This is a genomic window from Streptomyces sp. NPDC050625 (assembly GCF_040654755.1).
GTDB lineage: Bacteria > Actinomycetota > Actinomycetes > Streptomycetales > Streptomycetaceae > Streptomyces.
Genome location: NZ_JBFAIQ010000001.1, coordinates 370,565 through 389,190 on the forward strand (window position 1 = coordinate 370,565; position 18,626 = coordinate 389,190).

At 71.6% G+C, this 18,626-nt stretch carries 18 protein-coding genes; 8 read left to right on the plus strand and 10 right to left on the minus strand.

The genetic code is table 11. From position 1 onward, the window contains the following. Window positions 1-193: 193 nt before the first annotated feature. Window positions 194-1,018 carry a purine-nucleoside phosphorylase gene (locus AB0I54_RS01755; RefSeq protein ID WP_263211980.1) on the minus strand — a complete coding sequence of 275 codons (825 nt, stop codon included), beginning with the start codon at window positions 1,016-1,018 and terminating at the stop codon, window positions 194-196. Between the two features lie 144 nt (window positions 1,019-1,162). Beyond that, on the minus strand, window positions 1,163-1,600 hold the full coding sequence (locus AB0I54_RS01760) for a gamma-glutamylcyclotransferase (protein WP_363293855.1): 438 nt from the start codon (window positions 1,598-1,600) through the stop codon (window positions 1,163-1,165). A 106-nt stretch (window positions 1,601-1,706) separates the two neighbouring features. Here AB0I54_RS01760 and AB0I54_RS01765 point away from each other — a divergent pair, with 106 nt between their 5' ends. Together AB0I54_RS01765 and AB0I54_RS01770 are read left to right on the plus strand one after the other, a co-directional pair. Then, a complete protein-coding gene (locus tag AB0I54_RS01765; protein WP_363293856.1) occupies window positions 1,707-3,155 on the plus strand; it encodes an NAD(P)H-quinone dehydrogenase in 1,449 nt (482 codons plus the stop codon). Window positions 3,156-3,321: 166 nt separating this feature from the next. Next, window positions 3,322-4,263, plus strand: coding sequence for a DeoR/GlpR family DNA-binding transcription regulator (locus AB0I54_RS01770; protein ID WP_363293857.1), 942 nt, complete (start codon window positions 3,322-3,324; stop codon window positions 4,261-4,263). Window positions 4,264-4,408: 145 nt separating this feature from the next. Here AB0I54_RS01770 and AB0I54_RS01775 read toward each other — a convergent pair whose 3' ends face one another. Both AB0I54_RS01775 and AB0I54_RS01780 read right to left on the minus strand, forming a co-directional pair. Then, the gene (locus tag AB0I54_RS01775) at window positions 4,409-4,954 is read right to left on the minus strand and encodes a helix-turn-helix domain-containing protein (protein ID WP_363294352.1); all 546 of its coding nucleotides are present in this window, start codon (window positions 4,952-4,954) and stop codon (window positions 4,409-4,411) included. A 425-nt stretch (window positions 4,955-5,379) separates the two neighbouring features. Continuing rightward, window positions 5,380-7,152 carry a biotin carboxylase N-terminal domain-containing protein gene (locus tag AB0I54_RS01780; RefSeq protein WP_363293858.1) on the minus strand — a complete coding sequence of 591 codons (1,773 nt, stop codon included), beginning with the start codon at window positions 7,150-7,152 and terminating at the stop codon, window positions 5,380-5,382. A gap of 374 nt (window positions 7,153-7,526) precedes the next feature. Here AB0I54_RS01780 and AB0I54_RS01785 point away from each other — a divergent pair, with 374 nt between their 5' ends. Continuing rightward, entirely contained in the window at window positions 7,527-8,138 is a 612-nt protein-coding gene (locus AB0I54_RS01785; protein WP_363293859.1) for a hypothetical protein, read from the plus strand. Here AB0I54_RS01785 and AB0I54_RS01790 read toward each other — a convergent pair. From AB0I54_RS01790 to AB0I54_RS01805, 4 genes are all read right to left on the minus strand, one after another. After that, the gene (locus AB0I54_RS01790) at window positions 8,110-8,727 is read right to left on the minus strand and encodes a nucleoside triphosphate pyrophosphatase (protein WP_363293860.1); all 618 of its coding nucleotides are present in this window, start codon (window positions 8,725-8,727) and stop codon (window positions 8,110-8,112) included. The two genes, AB0I54_RS01785 and AB0I54_RS01790, sit on opposite strands and share 29 nt — an antisense overlap. Before the next feature lie 26 nt (window positions 8,728-8,753). Next, on the minus strand, window positions 8,754-8,882 hold the full coding sequence (locus tag AB0I54_RS01795; RefSeq protein ID WP_263211992.1) for a hypothetical protein: 129 nt from the start codon (window positions 8,880-8,882) through the stop codon (window positions 8,754-8,756). Between the two features lie 108 nt (window positions 8,883-8,990). Then, the gene (locus AB0I54_RS01800; RefSeq protein ID WP_363293861.1) at window positions 8,991-9,200 is read right to left on the minus strand and encodes an acyl-CoA carboxylase epsilon subunit; all 210 of its coding nucleotides are present in this window, start codon (window positions 9,198-9,200) and stop codon (window positions 8,991-8,993) included. Between the two features lie 27 nt (window positions 9,201-9,227). Next, window positions 9,228-10,820 carry an acyl-CoA carboxylase subunit beta gene (locus AB0I54_RS01805; protein ID WP_363293862.1) on the minus strand — a complete coding sequence of 531 codons (1,593 nt, stop codon included), beginning with the start codon at window positions 10,818-10,820 and terminating at the stop codon, window positions 9,228-9,230. A 110-nt stretch (window positions 10,821-10,930) separates the two neighbouring features. Here AB0I54_RS01805 and AB0I54_RS01810 point away from each other — a divergent pair, with 110 nt between their 5' ends. Beyond that, a complete protein-coding gene (locus tag AB0I54_RS01810) occupies window positions 10,931-11,797 on the plus strand; it encodes a biotin--[acetyl-CoA-carboxylase] ligase (RefSeq protein WP_363293863.1) in 867 nt (288 codons plus the stop codon). Between the two features lie 164 nt (window positions 11,798-11,961). After that, the gene (locus AB0I54_RS01815; RefSeq protein WP_363293864.1) at window positions 11,962-13,122 is read left to right on the plus strand and encodes an adenylate/guanylate cyclase domain-containing protein; all 1,161 of its coding nucleotides are present in this window, start codon (window positions 11,962-11,964) and stop codon (window positions 13,120-13,122) included. 43 nt (window positions 13,123-13,165) lie between these two features. Here AB0I54_RS01815 and AB0I54_RS01820 read toward each other — a convergent pair whose 3' ends face one another. Then, window positions 13,166-13,732 (minus strand): hypothetical protein, encoded by a 567-nt coding sequence (locus AB0I54_RS01820; RefSeq protein ID WP_363293865.1) that lies wholly within the window; start codon window positions 13,730-13,732, stop codon window positions 13,166-13,168. A 333-nt stretch (window positions 13,733-14,065) separates the two neighbouring features. On the opposite strand from AB0I54_RS01820, the gene AB0I54_RS01825 reads away from it, so the two are divergent. The 3 genes from AB0I54_RS01825 to hutH all read left to right on the plus strand — a co-directional run bounded on the left by AB0I54_RS01825 (window position 14,066) and on the right by hutH (window position 17,768). Further along, complete coding sequence (locus AB0I54_RS01825) at window positions 14,066-14,860, plus strand: enoyl-CoA hydratase-related protein (protein WP_363293866.1); 795 nt, start codon at window positions 14,066-14,068, stop codon at window positions 14,858-14,860. A gap of 125 nt (window positions 14,861-14,985) precedes the next feature. Beyond that, window positions 14,986-16,128: a sensor domain-containing diguanylate cyclase gene (locus AB0I54_RS01830; protein ID WP_363293867.1), complete on the plus strand. Its 1,143-nt coding sequence runs from the start codon at window positions 14,986-14,988 to the stop codon at window positions 16,126-16,128. Window positions 16,129-16,229: 101 nt separating this feature from the next. Continuing rightward, complete coding sequence (gene hutH / locus AB0I54_RS01835; protein WP_363294353.1) at window positions 16,230-17,768, plus strand: histidine ammonia-lyase; 1,539 nt, start codon at window positions 16,230-16,232, stop codon at window positions 17,766-17,768. A gap of 65 nt (window positions 17,769-17,833) precedes the next feature. Here hutH and AB0I54_RS01840 read toward each other — a convergent pair whose 3' ends face one another. Then, complete coding sequence (locus AB0I54_RS01840) at window positions 17,834-18,625, minus strand: hypothetical protein (protein WP_363293868.1); 792 nt, start codon at window positions 18,623-18,625, stop codon at window positions 17,834-17,836. Window position 18,626: the final 1 nt, after the last annotated feature.

Consider the following 18,626-nt stretch of genomic DNA (forward strand, 5'->3'; position numbering starts at 1 on the left):
AGTTCCCGCGGGGCCCGGGGCGGTGCTCCGGGCCCCCGTCTTCCTCATGCCCACTCAGTTGGCCGACTCGGTCGGCCGGGAGGCCAGGCGCTGGGGTGCTGGGGACGGAGTCCCCGGCGGGGGCCGGGGCGGAGCCCCGGGGAGGGGTGCCTCTTGGCCTACCGAGTCGGGTGGTGGGTGGGCAGAGCCAGGACTACAGCCGGCCCAGCACCTGGGTCAGCAGCGAACCCATCCGCGCCGCGCTGTCCCGCCCGGCCTGCAGAACCTCCTCGTGGTTCAGCGGCTCGCCGGTCATCCCGGCCGCGAGGTTGGTGACCAGGGAGATGCCGAGCACCTCGGCCCCGGCCTCGCGCGCCGCGATGGCCTCCAGCACCGTGGACATGCCCACCAGGTCCGCCCCGATCACCCGGGCCATGCGGATCTCGGCCGGCGTCTCGTAGTGCGGCCCGGGGAACTGCGCGTAGACGCCCTCCTCCAGGGACGGGTCCACCTCCTTGCACAGCGCCCGCAGCCGCGGCGAGTAGAGGTCCGTCAGGTCGACGAAGTTCGCCCCGACGATCGGCGAGGTCGCCGTCAGGTTGATGTGGTCGCTGATCAGCACGGGCTGACCGGGCCGCATGCCCTCGCGCAGACCACCGCACCCGTTGGTCAGCACCACGGTCTTGCAGCCGGCGGCGACGGCCGTGCGTACGCCGTGCGCCACGGCGGCCACGCCCCGGCCCTCGTAGTAGTGCGTGCGGCCGAGGAAGACCAGCGCGCGCTTGTCCCCGATGGAGTACGAGCGGACCTTGCCCCCGTGCCCCTCCACCGCCGGCGGCGGGAAGCCGGGCAGCTCGGTGACCTGGAACTCGGCGTCGGGAGCGCCCAGGGCGTCGACGGCCGGAGCCCAGCCGGAGCCCATCACGAGGGCGACGTCGTGGGTCTCGGCGCCCGTGAGCTCACGCAGGCGCGCGGCGGCCGCGTCGGCGGCGGCATAGGGGTCGCCCTGGATGTCGTCCGGAAGAAGAGATGCGTTCACGCGGACGAGGGTAGCCGGTTCCGGCCTACGCGCGTAGATGACAGAGCTCACGGGATGGCGATCGTTGTCTTGTCGTTTCCAACAATGGTTGGGACAAAAGTGGCCCAAGGGGTGCCGGAGCCATGCCGGAGTCGGACCGGAGCCTCAACAAGGGCGCTTGCGAAGCTCCATCACATAGTCGTGCGGCGCGCCCGCCGACTCCGCCGCGTCGGCGATCTCACCCAGGTAGCGGGCGGACGGCAGCCCGCCCTCGTATCCGTTCAGCGCGTAGGCCCACGCCGGCTCCTCCCCGTCCAGCGTGTGCACCCGCACCCGTACGCGACGGTAGATGCCGAGCCCGACGCCCTCCCAGCGGTCCAGGGACTCCTCGTCCATCTCGGCGATGTCGTACAGGCCGACGAAGACCTGGGACCCGGGCTCCTCGACGATCGTCGCGAGCGCGCCCTCCCAGCCGAGCTGCTCGCCCCCGAAGGTCAGCCGCCAGCCGTTCAGCCAGCCGGTGGCGCGCAGCGGTGAGTGGGGGGCGCGGCGGGTCATCAGCCGCGCGTCGAGATTGCCGGCGTACGCGGCGTAGAGCGACATGGATCGAGGGTACGGCAGCGGAAACTCCAGCCTCCTTTGCCCCGGACGTAACAGAACGCGCACCAACCACCGCCCCGGGCAGTAGCACCTTGAGGCGTGCGGGACAATGGGGTACGTGACTCGGATCGTGATCATCGGTGGCGGACCCGGCGGATACGAAGCGGCGCTGGTGGCCGCGCAGCTCGGTGCGGAGGTGACCGTCGTCGACTGCGACGGTCTGGGCGGAGCGTCGGTACTGACCGACTGCGTACCGTCGAAGACCCTTATCGCTACGGCCGAGGTGATGACCACCTTCGACTCGTCGTACGAGGAACTCGGCATCATCGTCGCCGACGACACCCCGCCGCTGGAGCAGGCGGCCCGGGTGGTCGGCGTGGACCTCGGCAAGGTCAACCGCCGTGTGAAGCGGCTCGCCCTCGCCCAGTCCCACGACATCACCGCCTCCGTCACCCGCGCCGGCGCCCGGGTGATGCGCGGCCGCGGCCGGCTGGAGGGCATGCAGGCCCTCGACGGCTCCCGCAAGGTCGTCGTCACCGCCGCCGACGGCACCGAGGAGACCCTCACCGCCGACGCCGTACTGATCGCGACCGGTGGCCACCCGCGTGAGCTGCCCGACGCCCAGCCCGACGGCGAGCGCATCCTCAACTGGACCCAGGTCTACGACCTCACCGAGCTCCCCGAGGAGCTCATCGTGGTCGGTTCCGGTGTCACGGGCGCCGAGTTCGCCGGTGCCTACCAGGCCCTCGGCTCCAAGGTCACCCTCGTCTCCTCCCGCGACCGCGTGCTGCCCGGCGAGGACCCGGACGCCGCCGCCGTCCTGGAGGACGTCTTCCGCCGCCGCGGGATGAACGTCATGGCCCGCTCCCGTGCCCAGTCCGCCAAGCGCGTCGGCGACAAGGTGGAGGTCACCCTCGCCGACGGCCGCGTGATCACCGGCTCGCACTGCCTCATGGCCGTCGGCGCCATCCCCAACAGCGCCGGCCTCGGCCTGGAGGAGGCGGGCGTCAGGCTCCGCGACTCCGGGCACATCTGGACCGACAAGGTCTCCCGCACCACCGCCCCGGGCGTGTACGCGGCCGGTGACGTGACGGGCGTCTTCGCCCTCGCCTCCGTCGCCGCCATGCAGGGACGTATCGCCATCTACCACTTCCTCGGCGACGCGGTGACCCCGCTCAACCTCAAGACCGTCTCCTCCAACGTCTTCACCGACCCGGAGATCGCCACCGTCGGTTACAGCCAGGCCGACGTCGACGCGGGCAAGATCGACGCGCGCGTCGTGAAGCTCCCGCTGCTGCGCAACCCGCGCGCCAAGATGCAGGGCATCCGCGACGGCTTCGTGAAGATCTTCTGCCGTCCGGGCACCGGCATCGTGGTCGGCGGTGTGGTCGTGTCGCCCCGCGCCTCGGAACTGATCCACCCCATCTCGATCGCCGTCGACAACAATCTGACGGTCGAACAGATCGCGAACGCCTTCACCGTGTACCCCTCCCTTTCGGGGTCGATCGCCGAGGTGGCCCGTCAGCTCCACACCCGAAAGGCGACGGGCGAGGTCTGACGGCCGAAACCGACTCCCCGCTGGTCACGGGGAGTTGTCGCGCATGCGTACGGCATAGTCGGGGCGGATAGGCCCTATACCACTTCCGGTCCTGCCGTACGAACAACTTCTGTTATTCGGCGCAAACTGCTGAAAGCAGACGGTCGTTGGGGTTACTGTCAGTTTCGTGTTCGCTGCAGAACGTCGCCAATTGATCCTCGAAATGGTGCGAGCGAACGGGGCCGTGTCGCTCCGTGAGCTCGCCCGCGTCGTCCAGACCTCCGAAGTGACCGTACGGCGGGACGTGCGCGCACTGGAGGCAGAAGGACTCCTCGACCGCCGGCACGGCGGTGCGGTATTGCCGGGCGGGTTCACGCGGGAGTCCGGCTTTCCGCAGAAGTCACATCTCGCGACCGCCGAGAAGACGGCCATCGCCGATCTCGCCGCGGGTCTCGTCGAAGAGGGCGAGGCCATCGTGGTCGGGGCGGGGACCACCACCCAGGAACTGGCCCGCCGGCTCGCCCGGGTGCCCGGTCTGACCGTCGTCACCAACTCCCTGCTGGTGGCCCAGGCGCTGGCGCACGCCAACCGCGTGGAGGTCGTGATGACCGGCGGCACCCTGCGCGGCTCCAACTACGCCCTCGTCGGCTCCGGCGCCGAGCAGTCCCTCCAGGGGCTCAGGGTCTCCAAGGCCTTCCTCTCCGGGAGCGGTCTGACCGCCGAGCGCGGGCTGTCCACGTCCAACATGCTGTCGGCGTCCGTCGACCGCGCGCTCGTCCAGGCCGCCGCGGAGGTCGTCGTCCTCGCCGATCACACCAAGCTCGGCACGGACACGATGTTCCAGACGGTGCCCACGGATGTGATCACCCGGCTGGTGACCGACGAGCCCCCCGCCCACGACGACCGTGCGGCCACCGAACTGCAGGCCCTTGCCGATCAGGGGGTGCAGATCGCCGTGGCCGGGGCGTCGGGAAGCCCGGGGGGTGATCAGGTCCCGGCGCGTCACCAGCGTCGGGACGTGGCCCTGCCGGGGCCTCGGCGGGCCGCTGCGCTGCGGTCGGCCGCGGTGCTTGGGGAGCAGGCGGCGGGGGCTGAGCGGGCCCGGGTTGCGGATCTGCGGCGGCGTTGAGGGTCGCCTCTTCGCCGTAAGGGCTCCTGTTGTCGTGCGGGTGCGGGTTGTTCGGGGCTTGTCGCGCCCACGCGGCGGAGCCGCACAATGTCACAGGCCCGCGCCCCTGAGGTTGGCTGCTCTTGCGGTGCTGAGAGGATCGCCGCTATCCCTTCAGGCCCCTCAGCGTCAGCCGTAGCAAGCGGTCCGCCAGGTCCGGGTCTCCCGGTGACTCCTCCGCCGCCAGCGCTATTGCGTGGGTCAGCTGGAGGAGGTCGCCGATGGAGATGTCGGGGCGTACGGCGCCCGACTGCTGGGCGCGGGTCAGCAGGGCTCCGCCCGCCTCGTGGATCGGGGTGCTGCAGCGGGCCAGTGCGGAACCGGAGTCGGTGGACACCGACATCAGCGCCCGTGCCAGACCGCGGTACTCACCCGCGTGCGTGACCATCTCGCGCAGCCAGGTCACCAGTGCCGAGCACGGCTCGGGGGCGTCGAGCAGTTCGCGTGAGCGGGCGAGGAGTTCGCTCACCGCGTCCTCGAAGACCGCGCTCATCAACGCCTGCCGGTTCGGGAAGTGCCGGTACAGCGTGCCGATTCCCACGCCCGCCCGGCGGGCCACGTCCTCCAACGACGCGTCCGTGCCGTGCTCGGCGAATGCGGCACGGGCCTCGGTGAGCAGCCGCTCGTAGTTGCGGCGGGCGTCGGCGCGCATGGCACGCGGGGCCACGGGCGGCACCGCCGTGTCCCGGGCCCCTGCGGCCTGCTCCGCGGTCGTGCCCACCGTGCCTTCCATCTGCTCTCCCTCGCGCCCCCGGCTGCCTCCAGCATGCCATCGAGGGCGTGCGGGCACCCTCCCACAAGGGGTCGTCGAAGTCGGGCGGTGGCCTACGGTCGGCAAGTGGCAGTTCTGGGCCACCGGCGGCCCTGGTGTGGCCTGGCAGGCGCCGTGGGTTCTGGCCCAGATCTGCCGATCGACGGCCTTGGACCATCGCCCGACAGCCTTGGACCATCGCCCGACTTCGAAGACCCCTACGCCCAACTCCGAAGGCCCCCATAGGCGCCGCCGGCAGAAAAGCGAGACGCCCGGCGGACCGAAGCAGTCGGTCCGCCGGGCGTCTTGACGCACGTACCTGGAGATCAGTCCTTGATCTCGCAGATCGCCGCACCGGAGGTGACGGACGCGCCGACCTCGGCGCTCAGGCCCTTGATGGTGCCGGCCTTGTGCGCGTTCAGCGGCTGCTCCATCTTCATGGCCTCGAGGACGACGACCAGGTCGCCCTCCTGGACCTCCTGGCCCTCCTCGACGGCGATCTTGACGATCGTGCCCTGCATCGGGGAGGCGAGGGTGTCGCCGGAGGCGACCGGGCCCGACTTCTTGGCCGCGCGGCGCTTCGGCTTGGCGCCCGCCGCCAGACCCGTGCGGGCCAGGGTCATGCCGAGCGACGCGGGCAGCGAGACTTCGAGACGCTTGCCGCCGACCTCGACGACGACCGTCTCACGGCCGGTGTCCTCCTCCGCCTCGATGTCGGCGGGGGCCGCGAACGGCTTGATCTCGTTGACGAACTCGGTCTCGATCCAGCGGGTGTGGACCTTGAACGGCTCCTGGGAGCCGTCCAGCTCGGGTGCGAACGCCGGGTCCCTGACCACCGCGCGGTGGAACGGGATCGCCGTGGCCATGCCCTCGACCTGGAACTCCTCCAGGGCGCGGGAGGCCCGCTGCAGGGCCTCCTGACGGGTGCGGCCGGTGACGATCAGCTTGGCGAGCAGCGAGTCCCAGGCCGGGCCGATGACCGAGCCGGACTCCACGCCCGCGTCCAGCCGGACGCCCGGGCCCGAGGGGGTGTCGAAGCGGGTGACCGTGCCGGGCGCCGGCAGGAAGTTGCGGCCCGGGTCCTCGCCGTTGATCCGGAACTCGAAGGAATGCCCGCGCAGCGGCGGGTCGTCGTAGCCCAGCGCCTCGCCGTCCGCGATGCGGAACATCTCACGGACCAGGTCGATGCCGGTGACCTCCTCGGTGACCGGGTGCTCGACCTGCAGACGGGTGTTGACCTCCAGGAAGGAGATCGTGCCGTCGTTGCCGACCAGGAACTCCACCGTGCCGGCGCCGACGTAGCCGGCCTCCTTCAAGATGGCCTTCGAGGCCGAGTACAGCTCGGCGACCTGGGCTTTGGACAGGAACGGCGCCGGGGCCTCTTCGACCAGCTTCTGGTGACGGCGCTGCAGCGAGCAGTCACGGGTCGAGACCACGACCACGTTGCCGTGGCTGTCGGCCAGGCACTGGGTCTCCACGTGCCGGGGCTTGTCCAGGTAGCGTTCCACGAAGCACTCGCCGCGGCCGAAGGCGGCGACCGCCTCGCGCACCGCCGACTCGTACAGCTCCGGCACTTCCTCCAGGGTCCGGGCGACCTTCAGACCACGGCCACCGCCGCCGAACGCGGCCTTGATCGCGATGGGCAGGCCGTGCTCCTCGGCGAAGGCCACGACCTCCTCGGCACCGGCCACCGGGTCCGGGGTGCCGGCCACGAGCGGGGCACCGGCGCGCTGCGCGATGTGCCGGGCCGCCACCTTGTCGCCCAGATCACGGATGGCCTGCGGCGGCGGGCCGATCCAGATCAGACCCGCGTCCAGGACCGCCTGCGCGAACTCGGCGTTCTCGGAGAGGAAGCCGTATCCGGGATGGATGGCGTCCGCGCCGGACTCACGGGCGGCGTTCAGGACCTTCTCGATGTCCAGGTAGCTGGTGGCCGGAGTGTCACCGCCCAGGGCGAACGCCTCATCCGCGGCGCGGACATGCAGAGCGTCCCGGTCCGGGTCGGCGTAGACGGCCACGCTCGCGATCCCGGCGTCCCGGCAGGCCCGGGCCACGCGGACAGCGATTTCGCCACGGTTGGCGATGAGCACCTTGCGCACGATTGAGGCTCCCTCCTTGAAACAAGCCGAGTTTAGGGACTGCCGACACGGCACTTCGACCCGTCCCCAATGGTGAGCTTGCCCACACGGAGCGTGATTCGAGGCTCGCTCGACCCGCGAAAGCCCTTGTCGCACCTCGGTACGCAGGCTCCTTCCGGAAAACCCTAGCCCTGCCGTGTGGTCAAGGTCTCTGTGAGAGCGTGCCGCGGCCCACTCGGTTTCTTTGTCGAGTCCCTACGAATGGCCCAATGATTCTTTGCCCGTGACAGAACCCTTGTCCCCGGGTTTACCCGTTAGTAGCGTTCGCGATGTCTCGAACGTACTTCAGGTAACAGCAGCCGGACTCGGGCTGCGGTCGAAAGTGGGTGGGACCGGTGGTGCGCAGACCGGTGGCGTGGGTCGTGGCGGTCGTCCTCTTCGCCGAAGGACTCGGCATCGCGGCACTGAACTGGTTCCTGGGGGTGGTCGTCGACCGGCAGGAGATGTCGCTGGCCGGCCTCGACCCGGACATGATGTCGATGTCCTCGAAGATCGGCGGTGTGGTCTTCGGCCTCTACTTCGCGCTGTGCGCCCTGGTCGCCCTGCTCGTGGCGATACGCAACCGCGCCCCGGCCGGCTTCGGCCGCGTCCTGCTCATCAGCATCGCCGTGGTGCACGGGCTGCTCGGCGCGTTCACCTGGGGGCTGGTGGGCTGGACCGCGTTCCTGTTCATGATGGTCGTCCTGGCGCTGATCGTGCTGCTCCTGATGACGTACGACCGTCAGGACGGCGCGGCCGAGACGGCGCCCGGCGGCGCTCCCGAGGGCGGCGACACGCCGGAGGCCAAGGAGGAGACCCCGGAGGGGCTGAAGGACCCGCAGGAGCCGAAGGGCGAGCCCGAGGGGCCGAAGGGCGAGGCGGAGGAGCCTCAGGACGACGTCCCGGCCCTGGTCGCCCCCGGCGCCCCTGCCGCTGCGGTCACTCCGCCGGTGCCCACAACTCCGTGATGCCGATGCCCAGTTCGGCCAGCAGCTGCCGGACGAGGGGCAGGCTGATGCCGATCACATTGCCGTGGTCGCCGTCGATGCCCCTGATGAAGGGCGCCGAGCGGCCGTCCAGGGTGAACGCCCCGGCGACGTAGAGCGGCTCTCCGGAGGCGACGTAGGCGGCGATCTCCGCGTCCGTCGGCTCGCCGAAGTGCACGACGGTGGACGCGGTCCCGGACACGTACCGCTTGTTCGCCGTGTCCCAGATGCAGTGCCCCGTCTGGAGGGTCCCGGCCCGCCCCCGCATCGCCTTCCAGCGGGCGATGGCCTCCTCGGCGTCCGCGGGCTTGCCCAGCGCCTGGCCGTCCAGCTCCAGCACCGAGTCGCAGCCGATCACCAGGGCGCCCTGCACCTCCGGCTTCGCCGCCACGACGGAGGCCTTCGCCTCGGCGAGGGCGAGCGCCAGCTCGGCGGGCGTGGGCGCGGTGATCGCGTCCTCGTCGACCCCGCTGACGATCACCTCGGGTTCGAGCCCGGCCTGCCTGAGCAGTCCGAGCCGGGCGGGCGACTTGGAGGCGAGCACGACTCGCCTGCGCGGATTGGCAGTCATGCCGTCAGGTTAGCGGTGCCGCCGCGCTACCTCAGGCCGAGCACGATCATCCCGAGCAGCATGGCCAAGGCGAGGAGAAGACCGAGCCGCCGCAGCATGTCCTGCATGTCGCGCAGTTCTTTGGGCGGCTCGTTCTCCGGGTCTGACCACAGCATGCCACTAGCGTGGGGCTTGGCGGGGCTGGTCGGCTTGAGTACGGGTACTCAAATCGGCACCGGTGTTGCAGCGAGGTGCGCGGTTCCCCGCGCCCCTGGAAATTGTCGCTAGCTCGGCCAATAAGTACGGGTCCAGGACGCCGGGCCCGGCTGCGGGACGCGGTGGCCCGCGATGCGGGCCGGGTCCGACCAGGAGTCCCTCGGGCCGGCCGCGCCGGGCGGCGTTGCTGCTGCCGCCGCGGCGCGGGCGCGGACCACCGCCAGTGCGGCGGCCAGCTCCTCGGGGGTCGGATTGCCCCGTATGACCTTGATCGTCATGATGTCTCCCAATCGATCGACGAAGGCCTAGAGGGGGATGTTGCCGTGCTTCTTCGGAGGCAGGGATTCCCGCTTGGTACGCAGCTGACGCAGGCCGCGTACCACGTGGCCGCGGGTGTCCGACGGCATGATCACCGAGTCGATGTAGCCGCGCTCGGCCGCGATGTAGGGGTTGAGGAGGGCGTCCTCGTACTCCTGGATCAGACGGGCGCGGGTCGCCTCCAGCTCTCCGGCGGCCTCCGCTTCCGCGATGGTCCGCCGGTGCAGGATGTTGACCGCGCCCTGCGCGCCCATGACGGCGATCTGCGCGGTCGGCCAGGCGAGGTTGATGTCGGCACCCAGGTGCTTGGAGCCCATGACGTCGTAGGCGCCGCCGAAGGCCTTGCGGGTGATGACCGTGATCAGCGGGACGGTCGCCTCCGCGTACGCGTAGATCAGCTTGGCGCCGCGCCGGATGATGCCGTCGTGCTCCTGGTCGACGCCGGGCAGGAAGCCGGGCACGTCCACGAACGTGAGGACCGGGATGTTGAAGGCGTCGCAGGTCCGTACGAAGCGGGCCGCCTTCTCGCTCGCCTGGATGTCCAGACAGCCGGCGAACTGCATCGGCTGGTTGGCGACGACGCCGACGGGATGCCCCTCCACCCGGCCGTAGCCGGTGAGGATGTTCGGCGCGAACAGCGGCTGCGTCTCGAAGAACTCGCCGTCGTCCAGGATGTGCTCGATCACCGTGTGCATGTCGTACGGCTGGTTCGCGCTGTCCGGGACGATGGTGTCCAGCTCGCGGTCCTCGTCGGTGAGGGCGAGGTCCGCCTCCTCCGGGAACACCGGGGGCTCGCTGAGATTGTTGGACGGCAGGTACGACAGCAGCTGCTTGACGTACTCGATGGCGTCCTTCTCGTCGCCCGCCATGTAATGCGCCACGCCCGAGACGGAGTTGTGGGTGCGGGCGCCGCCCAGCTCCTCGAAGCCGACGTCCTCGCCGGTGACCGTCTTGATGACGTCCGGGCCGGTGATGAACATGTGCGAGGTCTGGTCGACCATGACCGTGAAGTCGGTGATGGCGGGGGAGTAGACCGCGCCGCCCGCGCAGGGGCCCACGATCAGGCTGATCTGCGGGATGACGCCCGACGCGTGGGTGTTGCGGCGGAAGATCTCGCCGTAGGCGCCGAGGGAGGCCACACCCTCCTGGATCCGGGCGCCGCCGGAGTCGTTGATGCCGATGACCGGGCAGCCGGTCTTCAGCGCGAAGTCCATGACCTTGACGATCTTCTGGCCGTACACCTCGCCGAGCGCGCCGCCGAAGACGGTGAAGTCCTGCGAGAAGACGGCGACGGGACGGCCGTCGACGGTCCCGTACCCGGTGACGACACCGTCGCCGTACGGGCGGTTCTTCTCCAGGCCGAAGTTGGTGGACCGGTGGCGCGCGAACTCGTCGAGCTCGACGAACGACCCTTCGTCGAGCAGCAGGTCGATCCGCTCACGGGCCGTCAACTTGCCCTTGGCGTGCTGCTTCTCGACGGCGCGTTCCGAGCCGGCGTGCGTCGCTTCCTGGATACGGCGCTGGAGGTCCGCCAGCTTGCCCGCGGTCGTGTGAATGTCGATCTCTTCCGGCTCGGACATCGGGATGCGGCTCCCTGCCTGCTCAAAAGGGGGGACGGTTACTCATCCGTAGAGTAGTAGGGGGCCTATCAATCGGCAGTGCGGCGTTTCCCACACCTAGGGTGGCTTGCATGACGCCGCGAGATGCTTCAGACGCGAACGACAACCGGTGGTCCGATCTGGACCGCCCGCCCCTCAACACTGCCGCGCTGCGGCGGGGTCTGGTGCGGGAGGGGGGCCTGTGGACCGGCGTGGAGGTGGTGCAGCGCATCGGCTCCACCAACAGCGAGCTGGTGGCACGCGCGGAGGCCGGGAAGGCCGCCGAGGGCGCGGTGCTCGTCGCCGAGGAACAGACGGCGGGCCGGGGCCGCCTGGACCGCCAGTGGACGGCACCGCCCCGCTCCGGCCTGTTCTTCTCGGTGCTGCTCGACCCCGCCGAGGTGCCGGTGGCCCGCTGGGGCTGGCTGCCGCTGCTCACCGGGGTGGCCGTGGCGACGGGGCTCGCGCGGGCGGCGGGGGTGGACACTTCACTCAAATGGCCCAACGACATCCTGGTGACCGTGGGTGACGAGGAGCGCAAGACCGGCGGGATCCTGGCGGAGCGGGCCGGGGACGCCGGAGTGGTCGTCGGCGTCGGCATCAACGTCTCGCTGCGCGCCGAGGAGCTTCCGGTGCCGCAGGCCGGTTCGCTGGCGCTGGCCGGGGCCGTGAGCACGGACCGGGATCCGCTGCTGCGGGCCCTGCTGCGGTCCCTGGAGGACTGGTACGGCCGCTGGCGCGAGGCGGGGGGCGACCCGGTCGCCAGCGGCCTCCAGGAGACGTACGCGGCGGGCTGCGCGACGCTGGGAAAGGTCGTGCGGGCGGAGCTTCCGGGCGACCGGTCGATCGTCGGCGAGGCCGTGGCGATCGACGGCGACGGACGGCTGGTCCTCGCCACGGAGAACGGCGTCCAGGAGCCGGTCGGCGCGGGAGACATCGTGCACCTGCGGCCCGCGTGAGCACGGCGCGGCCCCCGGGGCGGTCCGGCACCGGCGCCGGGTGACGCGACCAGCACCGGACACCTCACGGTCGGCCCCGGCCTTACGGAGTGAGCTGGCGCACACCTGCCGTAGAGTTGAGGCCGGTCGATACGTGACCGCGGCAGATCGGAAGGGCAGCAGGCGTGACCGTCGACGATTCGGGCTCCGGCGCGGGCGCGGACGGCCGGGTGGACCTTCCCCCGCACTCGACTCCGCTCGAGGGGGAGGAACCCTACGCCGCCGCCGCCGGCGAAGACCCGCTCGCCCTGCGCCTCGAAACGCTCATCCTGGGCGCGGAGCGCCGTTACACACCGTTCCAGGCGGCCCGCAGCGCCGGTGTCTCCATGGAGCTGGCCTCCCGCTTCTGGCGGGCCATGGGCTTCGCCGACATCGGGCAGGCCAAGGCCCTCACCGAGGCCGACGTGCTCGCCCTGCGCCGGCTCGCCGGTCTCGTCGAGGCGGGGCTGCTCAGCGAGGCGATGGCGGTGCAGGTGGCCCGGTCCACCGGGCAGACCACCGCGCGACTGGCCGAGTGGCAGATCGACTCCTTCCTGGAGGGGCTGACCGAGCCGCCCGAGCCGGGCATGACGCGCACCGAGGTGACGTACCCGATCGTCGAGCTGCTGCTGCCCGAGCTGGAGGAGTTCCTGGTCTACGTCTGGCGCCGCCAGCTCGCCGCCTCCGCCGGCCGGGTCGTGCAGGGGGCCGACGACGAGGAGATGGTCGACCGGCGGCTCGCCGTCGGCTTCGCCGACCTCGTCGGGTTCACACGACTGACCCGCCGTATGGAGGAGGAGGAACTCGGCGAGCTCGTCGAGGCCTTCGAGACCACCGCCGCCGACCTGGTGGCCGCGCGCGGCGGCCGGCTCATCAAGACCCTGGGCGACGAGGTCCTCTACGCCGCCGACGACGCCGGTACGGCCGCGGACATCGCCCTGCGCCTGGTGGAGACCATGGCCAACGACGAGACGATGCCCGAGCTGCGCGTCGGCATGGCGTTCGGCACGGTGACGACCCGTATGGGCGATGTCTTCGGTACGACGGTGAACCTCGCCTCCCGGCTGACGTCGATAGCGCCGCGCGACGCGGTCCTCGTCGACAGCGCCTTCGCCGAGGAGATCATCCGCACCGGGGAGGCACCCGCCTCGGAGGCGGACGCGGCCGAGGCCGCGGCCGCCGCGGAGAAGGAGGGCGAGGAGCCGCCGACGTACCGCTTCGCCCTGCAGCCGATGTGGCAGCGCCCGGTCCGCGGCCTCGGCGTGGTCGAGCCGTGGCTGCTCACCCGGCGCGACGGCGAGGCCTAGTCGTGGCCCTGGTCGTGGCCCTGGTCGTGGCCCCAGTCGTGGCCTAGTCGTCCTCCCTGTCGTCGTCGTGCGGGGCCCGCAGCGGGTCCACGCACAGTCCGATGATCGGCACGCACAGGCCTCCGTCGTGACTGGGCTGCGGGGCCGGAGCGGTCTGGGAGTGGCTCGGTGTCGGTGTCGGCGCCGGTGTGGAGTCGGGACGTGGGGCGGCCGGGGGCGTCGTGGCCGGTGCCGGAGTGGTGCGCGGAGCCGTCGGGCCCTGCGTCGTCCGCGGGACGGCGGTCGGGATCGTCGAGGGGATGTCCGTCGGGAGGGACGAGGCGGTCGGCGAGCTGGGCGTGGCGCTCACCCCGCCCATGACGGAGGTCGCCGAGGGCGGGGCCGTCGGTGCGTTCCCCACGGACGCGGCCGTGTTCGACGGAGACCGGTCGGTGGCGCCGCCCTGATCCAGGCGCGGTTCCGCCTCGGCGGCGCCCGGTCCGCCGACCCCGGAGTCCGGTGACAGGCGGACGAGGCTGAGGACACCGGCGGCCACGGCGAGCCCCCCGGCGGCGAGCAGGGCCTTGCGCGGGCGGGGCCTGCGGTGGCGGCCGCGACGCGGAACGGTCACGGCGAGGGCCGTGGCCGCGGTCCTGGACGTTTCCGCACGGGCACCCGCCGCTTCGGTGCACTGTGGTGCCGTGCCCGTCGTCGTTCCCGTACGCGTTGTCGTTCGCGTACTCGTTGTCCTTGTGTCCGCCATCGCGATCCCTCCCCGCTGCGCGCCCCCCGATGCGCCGTGGCGGAGCGCACGTTATGCGCTTCCGTGGGCGGTGTGGCGGTAGTCGGGCGAGTTGTCACTCGAACGGGGACAACCGGGCCGGAACTTTTTTCGGCCGGGCTCGGCTGCGATGATCGGGGCACAGGAAGTTAACCTGCGTTAACACGTCGACCGGAGGGTGTCATGAGCGAGGAGCGGTTCGGGGAGTTCGTGCTGGTGCGGCGGCACGGGCAGGTCGCGGAGCTCGTACTCGACCGGCCCAAGGCGATGAACGCCGTCTCCACCGGAATGGCCCGGTCCATCGGGAGCGCGTGCGCGGCGCTCGCCGCCGACAAGGACGCGCGGGTGGTCGTCCTGACGTCGACGCACGAGCGGGCGTTCTGCGTCGGGGCCGACCTCAAGGAGCGGAACTCCTTCACCGACGCGGACATGGTGCGGCAGCGGCCGCTGACGCGCGGTGCGTACACCGGGGTGCTGGAGCTGCCGATGCCGACGATCGCCGCGGTGCACGGCTTCGCGCTGGGCGGCGGCTTCGAGCTCGCGCTGTCCTGCGACCTGATCGTGGCCGACCCTACGGCCGTGGTGGGGCTGCCCGAGGTGTCCGTCGGCGTGATTCCGGGCGGCGGCGGTACGCAGCTGCTGCCGCGGCGGGTCGGGGCCGCGCGGGCGGCCGAGCTGATCTTCTCGGCGCGGCGCGTGGAGGCGGCCGAGGCGCACGAGCTCGGTCTGGTGGACCAGTTGGTGGAGGAGGGCCGCGACCGGGACGAGGCGCTGGCCCTGGCCGAGCGGATCGCCGGCAACTCCCCGGTCGGCCTGCGGGCGGCGAAGCGGGCGCTGCGCCTCGGGCACGGGCTGGATCTGCGCACCGGCCTGGAGGTCGAGGACGCGGCCTGGCGCGCGGTGGCCTTCTCCGGCGACCGGGCGGAGGGTGTGGCGGCGTTCAACGAGAAGCGGAAGCCGCAGTGGCCGGGGGAGTGAGCCGGCCGGGCCGGGTGGGCGAGGTCGGCCTCTCCACCTGATCGCCCCACCCCGATCGCTGATCGCCTCACCCCGATCGCCTCGCCGATGTCCCTGTTCGTCCAGAAAATCCCTAACCTGGAGTGATGGGTGAGGACAAGCGGCTCGCGGCGGTCGTGGCGCTGGCGCAGGGGATGGCGGCGGCGCACACCCCTCGCGAGTCATGGCGCGCCGCGGCGCTCGGCGCGTGCCGCGCGCTCGACGGGAGCTTTGCCGCGCTGTCGGTGTGGGAGCGGGACCTCGGCCGGCTGAAGGTCCTCGTGAACGTGGGGGAGCGGGCCCCGGACGAGGAGGAGTTCCCGGAGACCGAGTCCTACCCGGTGCACCAGTTCCCCGAGATCACCGAGTTCCTGCATGAGCGGTGGGCGGGCGGCGGCGGGCCGAACGCCTGGGTGGAGACCGCCGAGGGTCCCGCCGCCGGTCGCCCCGGCTACTTCCATCAGCGCGTCGCCGCCCTGCGCCGCCGCGGCCGGGGCTGCTGTGTGGTCGCCCCGGTCGTGCTGCACGGCCGGGCCTGGGGCGAGCTGTACGTGGCCCGCCAGGTGGGCGCCCCCGTCTTCGACCGGGGCGACGCCGACTTCGCCACCGTGCTGGCGTCCGTGGTCGCGGCCGGGATCGCACAGACCGAGCGGCTGGAGGAGGCCCGGCGGCTGGCGTACACGGACGCGCTCACCGGTCTGGCCAACCGGCGCGCCGTCGATGTACGCCTCGACGAGGCCATCGAACTGCACCGCAGGGAGGGGGTCGTGGTGAGCCTCGTCGTCTGCGATCTGAACGGGCTCAAGCGCGTCAACGACACACGGGGGCACGCGGTCGGGGACCGTCTCCTGGAGCGCTTCGGCTCGGTGCTGTCCCTGTGCGGCGCGATGCTGCCCGGGACCCTCGCGGCGCGGCTCGGCGGCGACGAGTTCTGCCTCCTGGCGATCGGTCCGCCCGCGGACGACGTGGTCAAGGCGGCCGACGAACTGTGCCGTCGCGCCGCGGAGTTGGAGCTGGGCGAGGGGGTGGCGTGCGGGGTCGCCTCCACGGACGAGCCCATCGGGCCGGTCCGCTCCGCGCGCCGTCTCTTCCGGCTCGCGGACGCGGCCCAGTACCGCGCCAAGGCGGTCCGTGCCGACAAGCCGGTCGTGGCCGGCCGTGAGGGCCCGGACGACCCGGTCGTACGGCTCGCGGACACCCCGCCCCCGGAGCGGGCCGAGCGGCGCGCCTTCCGTGGACGCCGGCCGTGATGTGAACCAGGTGACGGCCATGATGTGAACCGGGTAAGGGGCAACCCCGTCCTCCACTAGTGACATCGGTGCATTCAATGCGTACGCTCCTGAATATGGATATGCACACTGTGGTGGTGGGGACGTCCGGTCTCACGGCGTCCGACGTTCTCGCCGTGGCGCGCGGCGGTGCCCGGGTCGAGCTCTCCGGGGAGGCGGTGGCGGCCCTCGCGGCGGCCCGCGAGATCGTGGACGCGCTGGCGGCCAAGCCCGAACCGGTCTACGGCGTCAGCACCGGCTTCGGTGCCCTGGCGACCCGGCACATCAGCCAGGAACTGCGCGCCCAGCTGCAGCGCAACATCGTCCGCTCGCACGCCGCCGGCCTGGGCCCGCGCGTCGAGCGGGAGGTCGTACGGGCCCTGATGTTCCTGCGCCTCAAGACCGTCTGCTCGGGACACACGGGCGTGCGGCCCGAGGTCGCCCAGACCATGGCCGACGTGCTCAACGCCGGCATCACCCCGGTCGTGCACGAGTACGGCTCCCTCGGCTGCTCCGGCGACCTGGCCCCCCTCTCCCACTGCGCCCTCACGCTCATGGGCGAGGGCGACGCCGAGGGACCCGACGGGACCGTCCGCCCCGCCGGTGAACTCCTCGCCGAGCACGGCATCGCCCCGGTCGAGCTGCGCGAGAAGGAGGGCCTCGCCCTTCTCAACGGCACCGACGGCATGCTCGGCATGCTGTTCATGGCACTCGACGACCTCGAGATGCTCTACAAGTCCGCCGACATCACCGCCGCCCTCAGCCTGGAGGCGCTGCTCGGCACGGACAAGGTGCTCGCCCCCGAGCTGCACGCCATCCGCCCGCATCCGGGCCAGGGCGCCTCCGCCGCCAACATGCTGGCGGTGCTCAGGGGTTCGCAGCTCACCGGGCACCACCAGGACGACGCGCCCCGCGTCCAGGACGCGTACTCCGTGCGCTGCGCCCCGCAGGTCGCGGGCGCCGGCCGGGACACCCTCGCGCACGCCCGGCTGGTCGCCGAGCGCGAGCTGGCCTCCGCCGTCGACAACCCGGTCGTGCTGCCCGACGGCCGCGTCGAGTCCAACGGCAACTTCCACGGCGCCCCGGTGGCCTACGTCCTGGACTTCCTCGCCATCGCCGCCGCCGACCTCGGCTCCATCGCCGAGCGCCGTACCGACCGGCTGCTCGACAAGAACCGCAGCCACGGCCTGCCGCCGTTCCTCGCGGACGACGCGGGTGTCGACTCCGGGCTCATGATCGCCCAGTACACCCAGGCCGCCCTGGTCAGTGAGATGAAGCGGCTCGCCGTACCCGCCTCCGCGGACTCGATCCCGTCCTCCGCCATGCAGGAGGACCATGTCTCCATGGGCTGGTCGGCCGCGCGCAAGTTGCGCAGCGCCGTCGACAACCTGACCCGGATCATCGCCGTCGAGCTGTACGCCGCCACCCGCGCCATCGAGCTGCGCGAGGGACTCACCCCGGCCCCGGCGTCGCAGTCGGTCATCGAGGCCGTACGCGCGGCCGGTGTCGAGGGCCCCGGCCCGGACCGGTTCCTGGCCCCCGACCTCGCGGCCGCCGACGCGTTCGTGCGGGGCGGCGGGCTCGTCGCCGCCGCGGAGAAGGTCACCGGACCGCTGCAGTAAACGGCGGAACAGGCAAGAAAAGAGGGGCCCTGTCCTCGGACGGGCCCCTCTCGCGTCTCGCTACGTCACTTGAGCTTGGCCGCCTGGGCCTTGGTGACCGCGGGCGGCACCGTGTAGGCCTTCTTGGACATCATCGCGCCGATGTTCATCGTGTAGTACGTCACGAGGTTGTTCTTGTGGCGCACGACCTCGACGTGGACCGGAGCGGCGTCCCCGTCCTCCATGTCGGCGGTCGCGGCGAACGCCACCGACTCGTCGCCCGTGCCCGAGGACTTCTCCTCGGCGATCTTGGTGTACTTCTGCTTGTCGCTGCCCACGGTCGCGGTGAAGCCGCCCGAGCAGCCCTTGACCGCCTCGGAGACCGACTTGAGCGCCTTCTCGGCGCCGTCCCCGTCGTACGAGGCCAGGCCGAGGATGGTGACGTCGCGGTCCAGGGACTTGTTGATCGCGTCCTCGAACTTGCCGTCGGCCATGTCGTCCATGGACGTCGCGTCGTCCGTGGGGTCCTTCTTGTCCTCCATGACCGTGCGGCCGGTCTGCGTCACCGCGTCGCCCGGCCCGCGGCCGCTCAGGGAGTCGAGCAGCGGCTCGCACGTGGCGTTGTCGGACTTGGCCGTGTTCCTGACGGTGTCCGTCTTCGCGGGGGTGACCTTGTACCCGTCCACCTCGCCCTGAGCGAGGATCAGCTTCTTCAACTCCGCGGCGCTCAGCGCCTTCGCGGCCGAGTCCGAACCCTTGGCACTCCCGGACCCTCCGGAGTCCTTGGAACCCCCGTCGGAGCAGCCCGTGATGAGGGCGAGCGACAGCACGCTCACTGCGGCGGTGGCGCACAGCCGCACGCCCGATGATCTCTTCATG

Coding starts and splice junctions, on each gene's coding strand:
- AB0I54_RS01760 (WP_363293855.1), bottom strand. CDS start 1,600: ATGTCGCTCTACGCCGCGTACGCCGGCAATCTCGACGCGCGGCTGATG.
- AB0I54_RS01765 (WP_363293856.1), top strand. CDS start 1,707: ATGGGGTACGTGACTCGGATCGTGATCATCGGTGGCGGACCCGGCGGA.
- AB0I54_RS01775 (WP_363294352.1), bottom strand. CDS start 4,954: ATGCGCGCCGACGCCCGCCGCAACTACGAGCGGCTGCTCACCGAGGCC.
- AB0I54_RS01790 (WP_363293860.1), bottom strand. CDS start 8,727: ATGACTGCCAATCCGCGCAGGCGAGTCGTGCTCGCCTCCAAGTCGCCC.
- AB0I54_RS01795 (WP_263211992.1), bottom strand. CDS start 8,882: ATGCTGTGGTCAGACCCGGAGAACGAGCCGCCCAAAGAACTGCGCGAC.
- AB0I54_RS01800 (WP_363293861.1), bottom strand. CDS start 9,200: ATGACGATCAAGGTCATACGGGGCAATCCGACCCCCGAGGAGCTGGCC.
- AB0I54_RS01805 (WP_363293862.1), bottom strand. CDS start 10,820: ATGTCCGAGCCGGAAGAGATCGACATTCACACGACCGCGGGCAAGCTG.
- AB0I54_RS01810 (WP_363293863.1), top strand. CDS start 10,931: ATGACGCCGCGAGATGCTTCAGACGCGAACGACAACCGGTGGTCCGAT.
- AB0I54_RS01825 (WP_363293866.1), top strand. CDS start 14,066: ATGAGCGAGGAGCGGTTCGGGGAGTTCGTGCTGGTGCGGCGGCACGGG.
- AB0I54_RS01830 (WP_363293867.1), top strand. CDS start 14,986: ATGGGTGAGGACAAGCGGCTCGCGGCGGTCGTGGCGCTGGCGCAGGGG.
- hutH (WP_363294353.1), top strand. CDS start 16,230: ATGCACACTGTGGTGGTGGGGACGTCCGGTCTCACGGCGTCCGACGTT.
- AB0I54_RS01840 (WP_363293868.1), bottom strand. CDS start 18,625: ATGAAGAGATCATCGGGCGTGCGGCTGTGCGCCACCGCCGCAGTGAGC.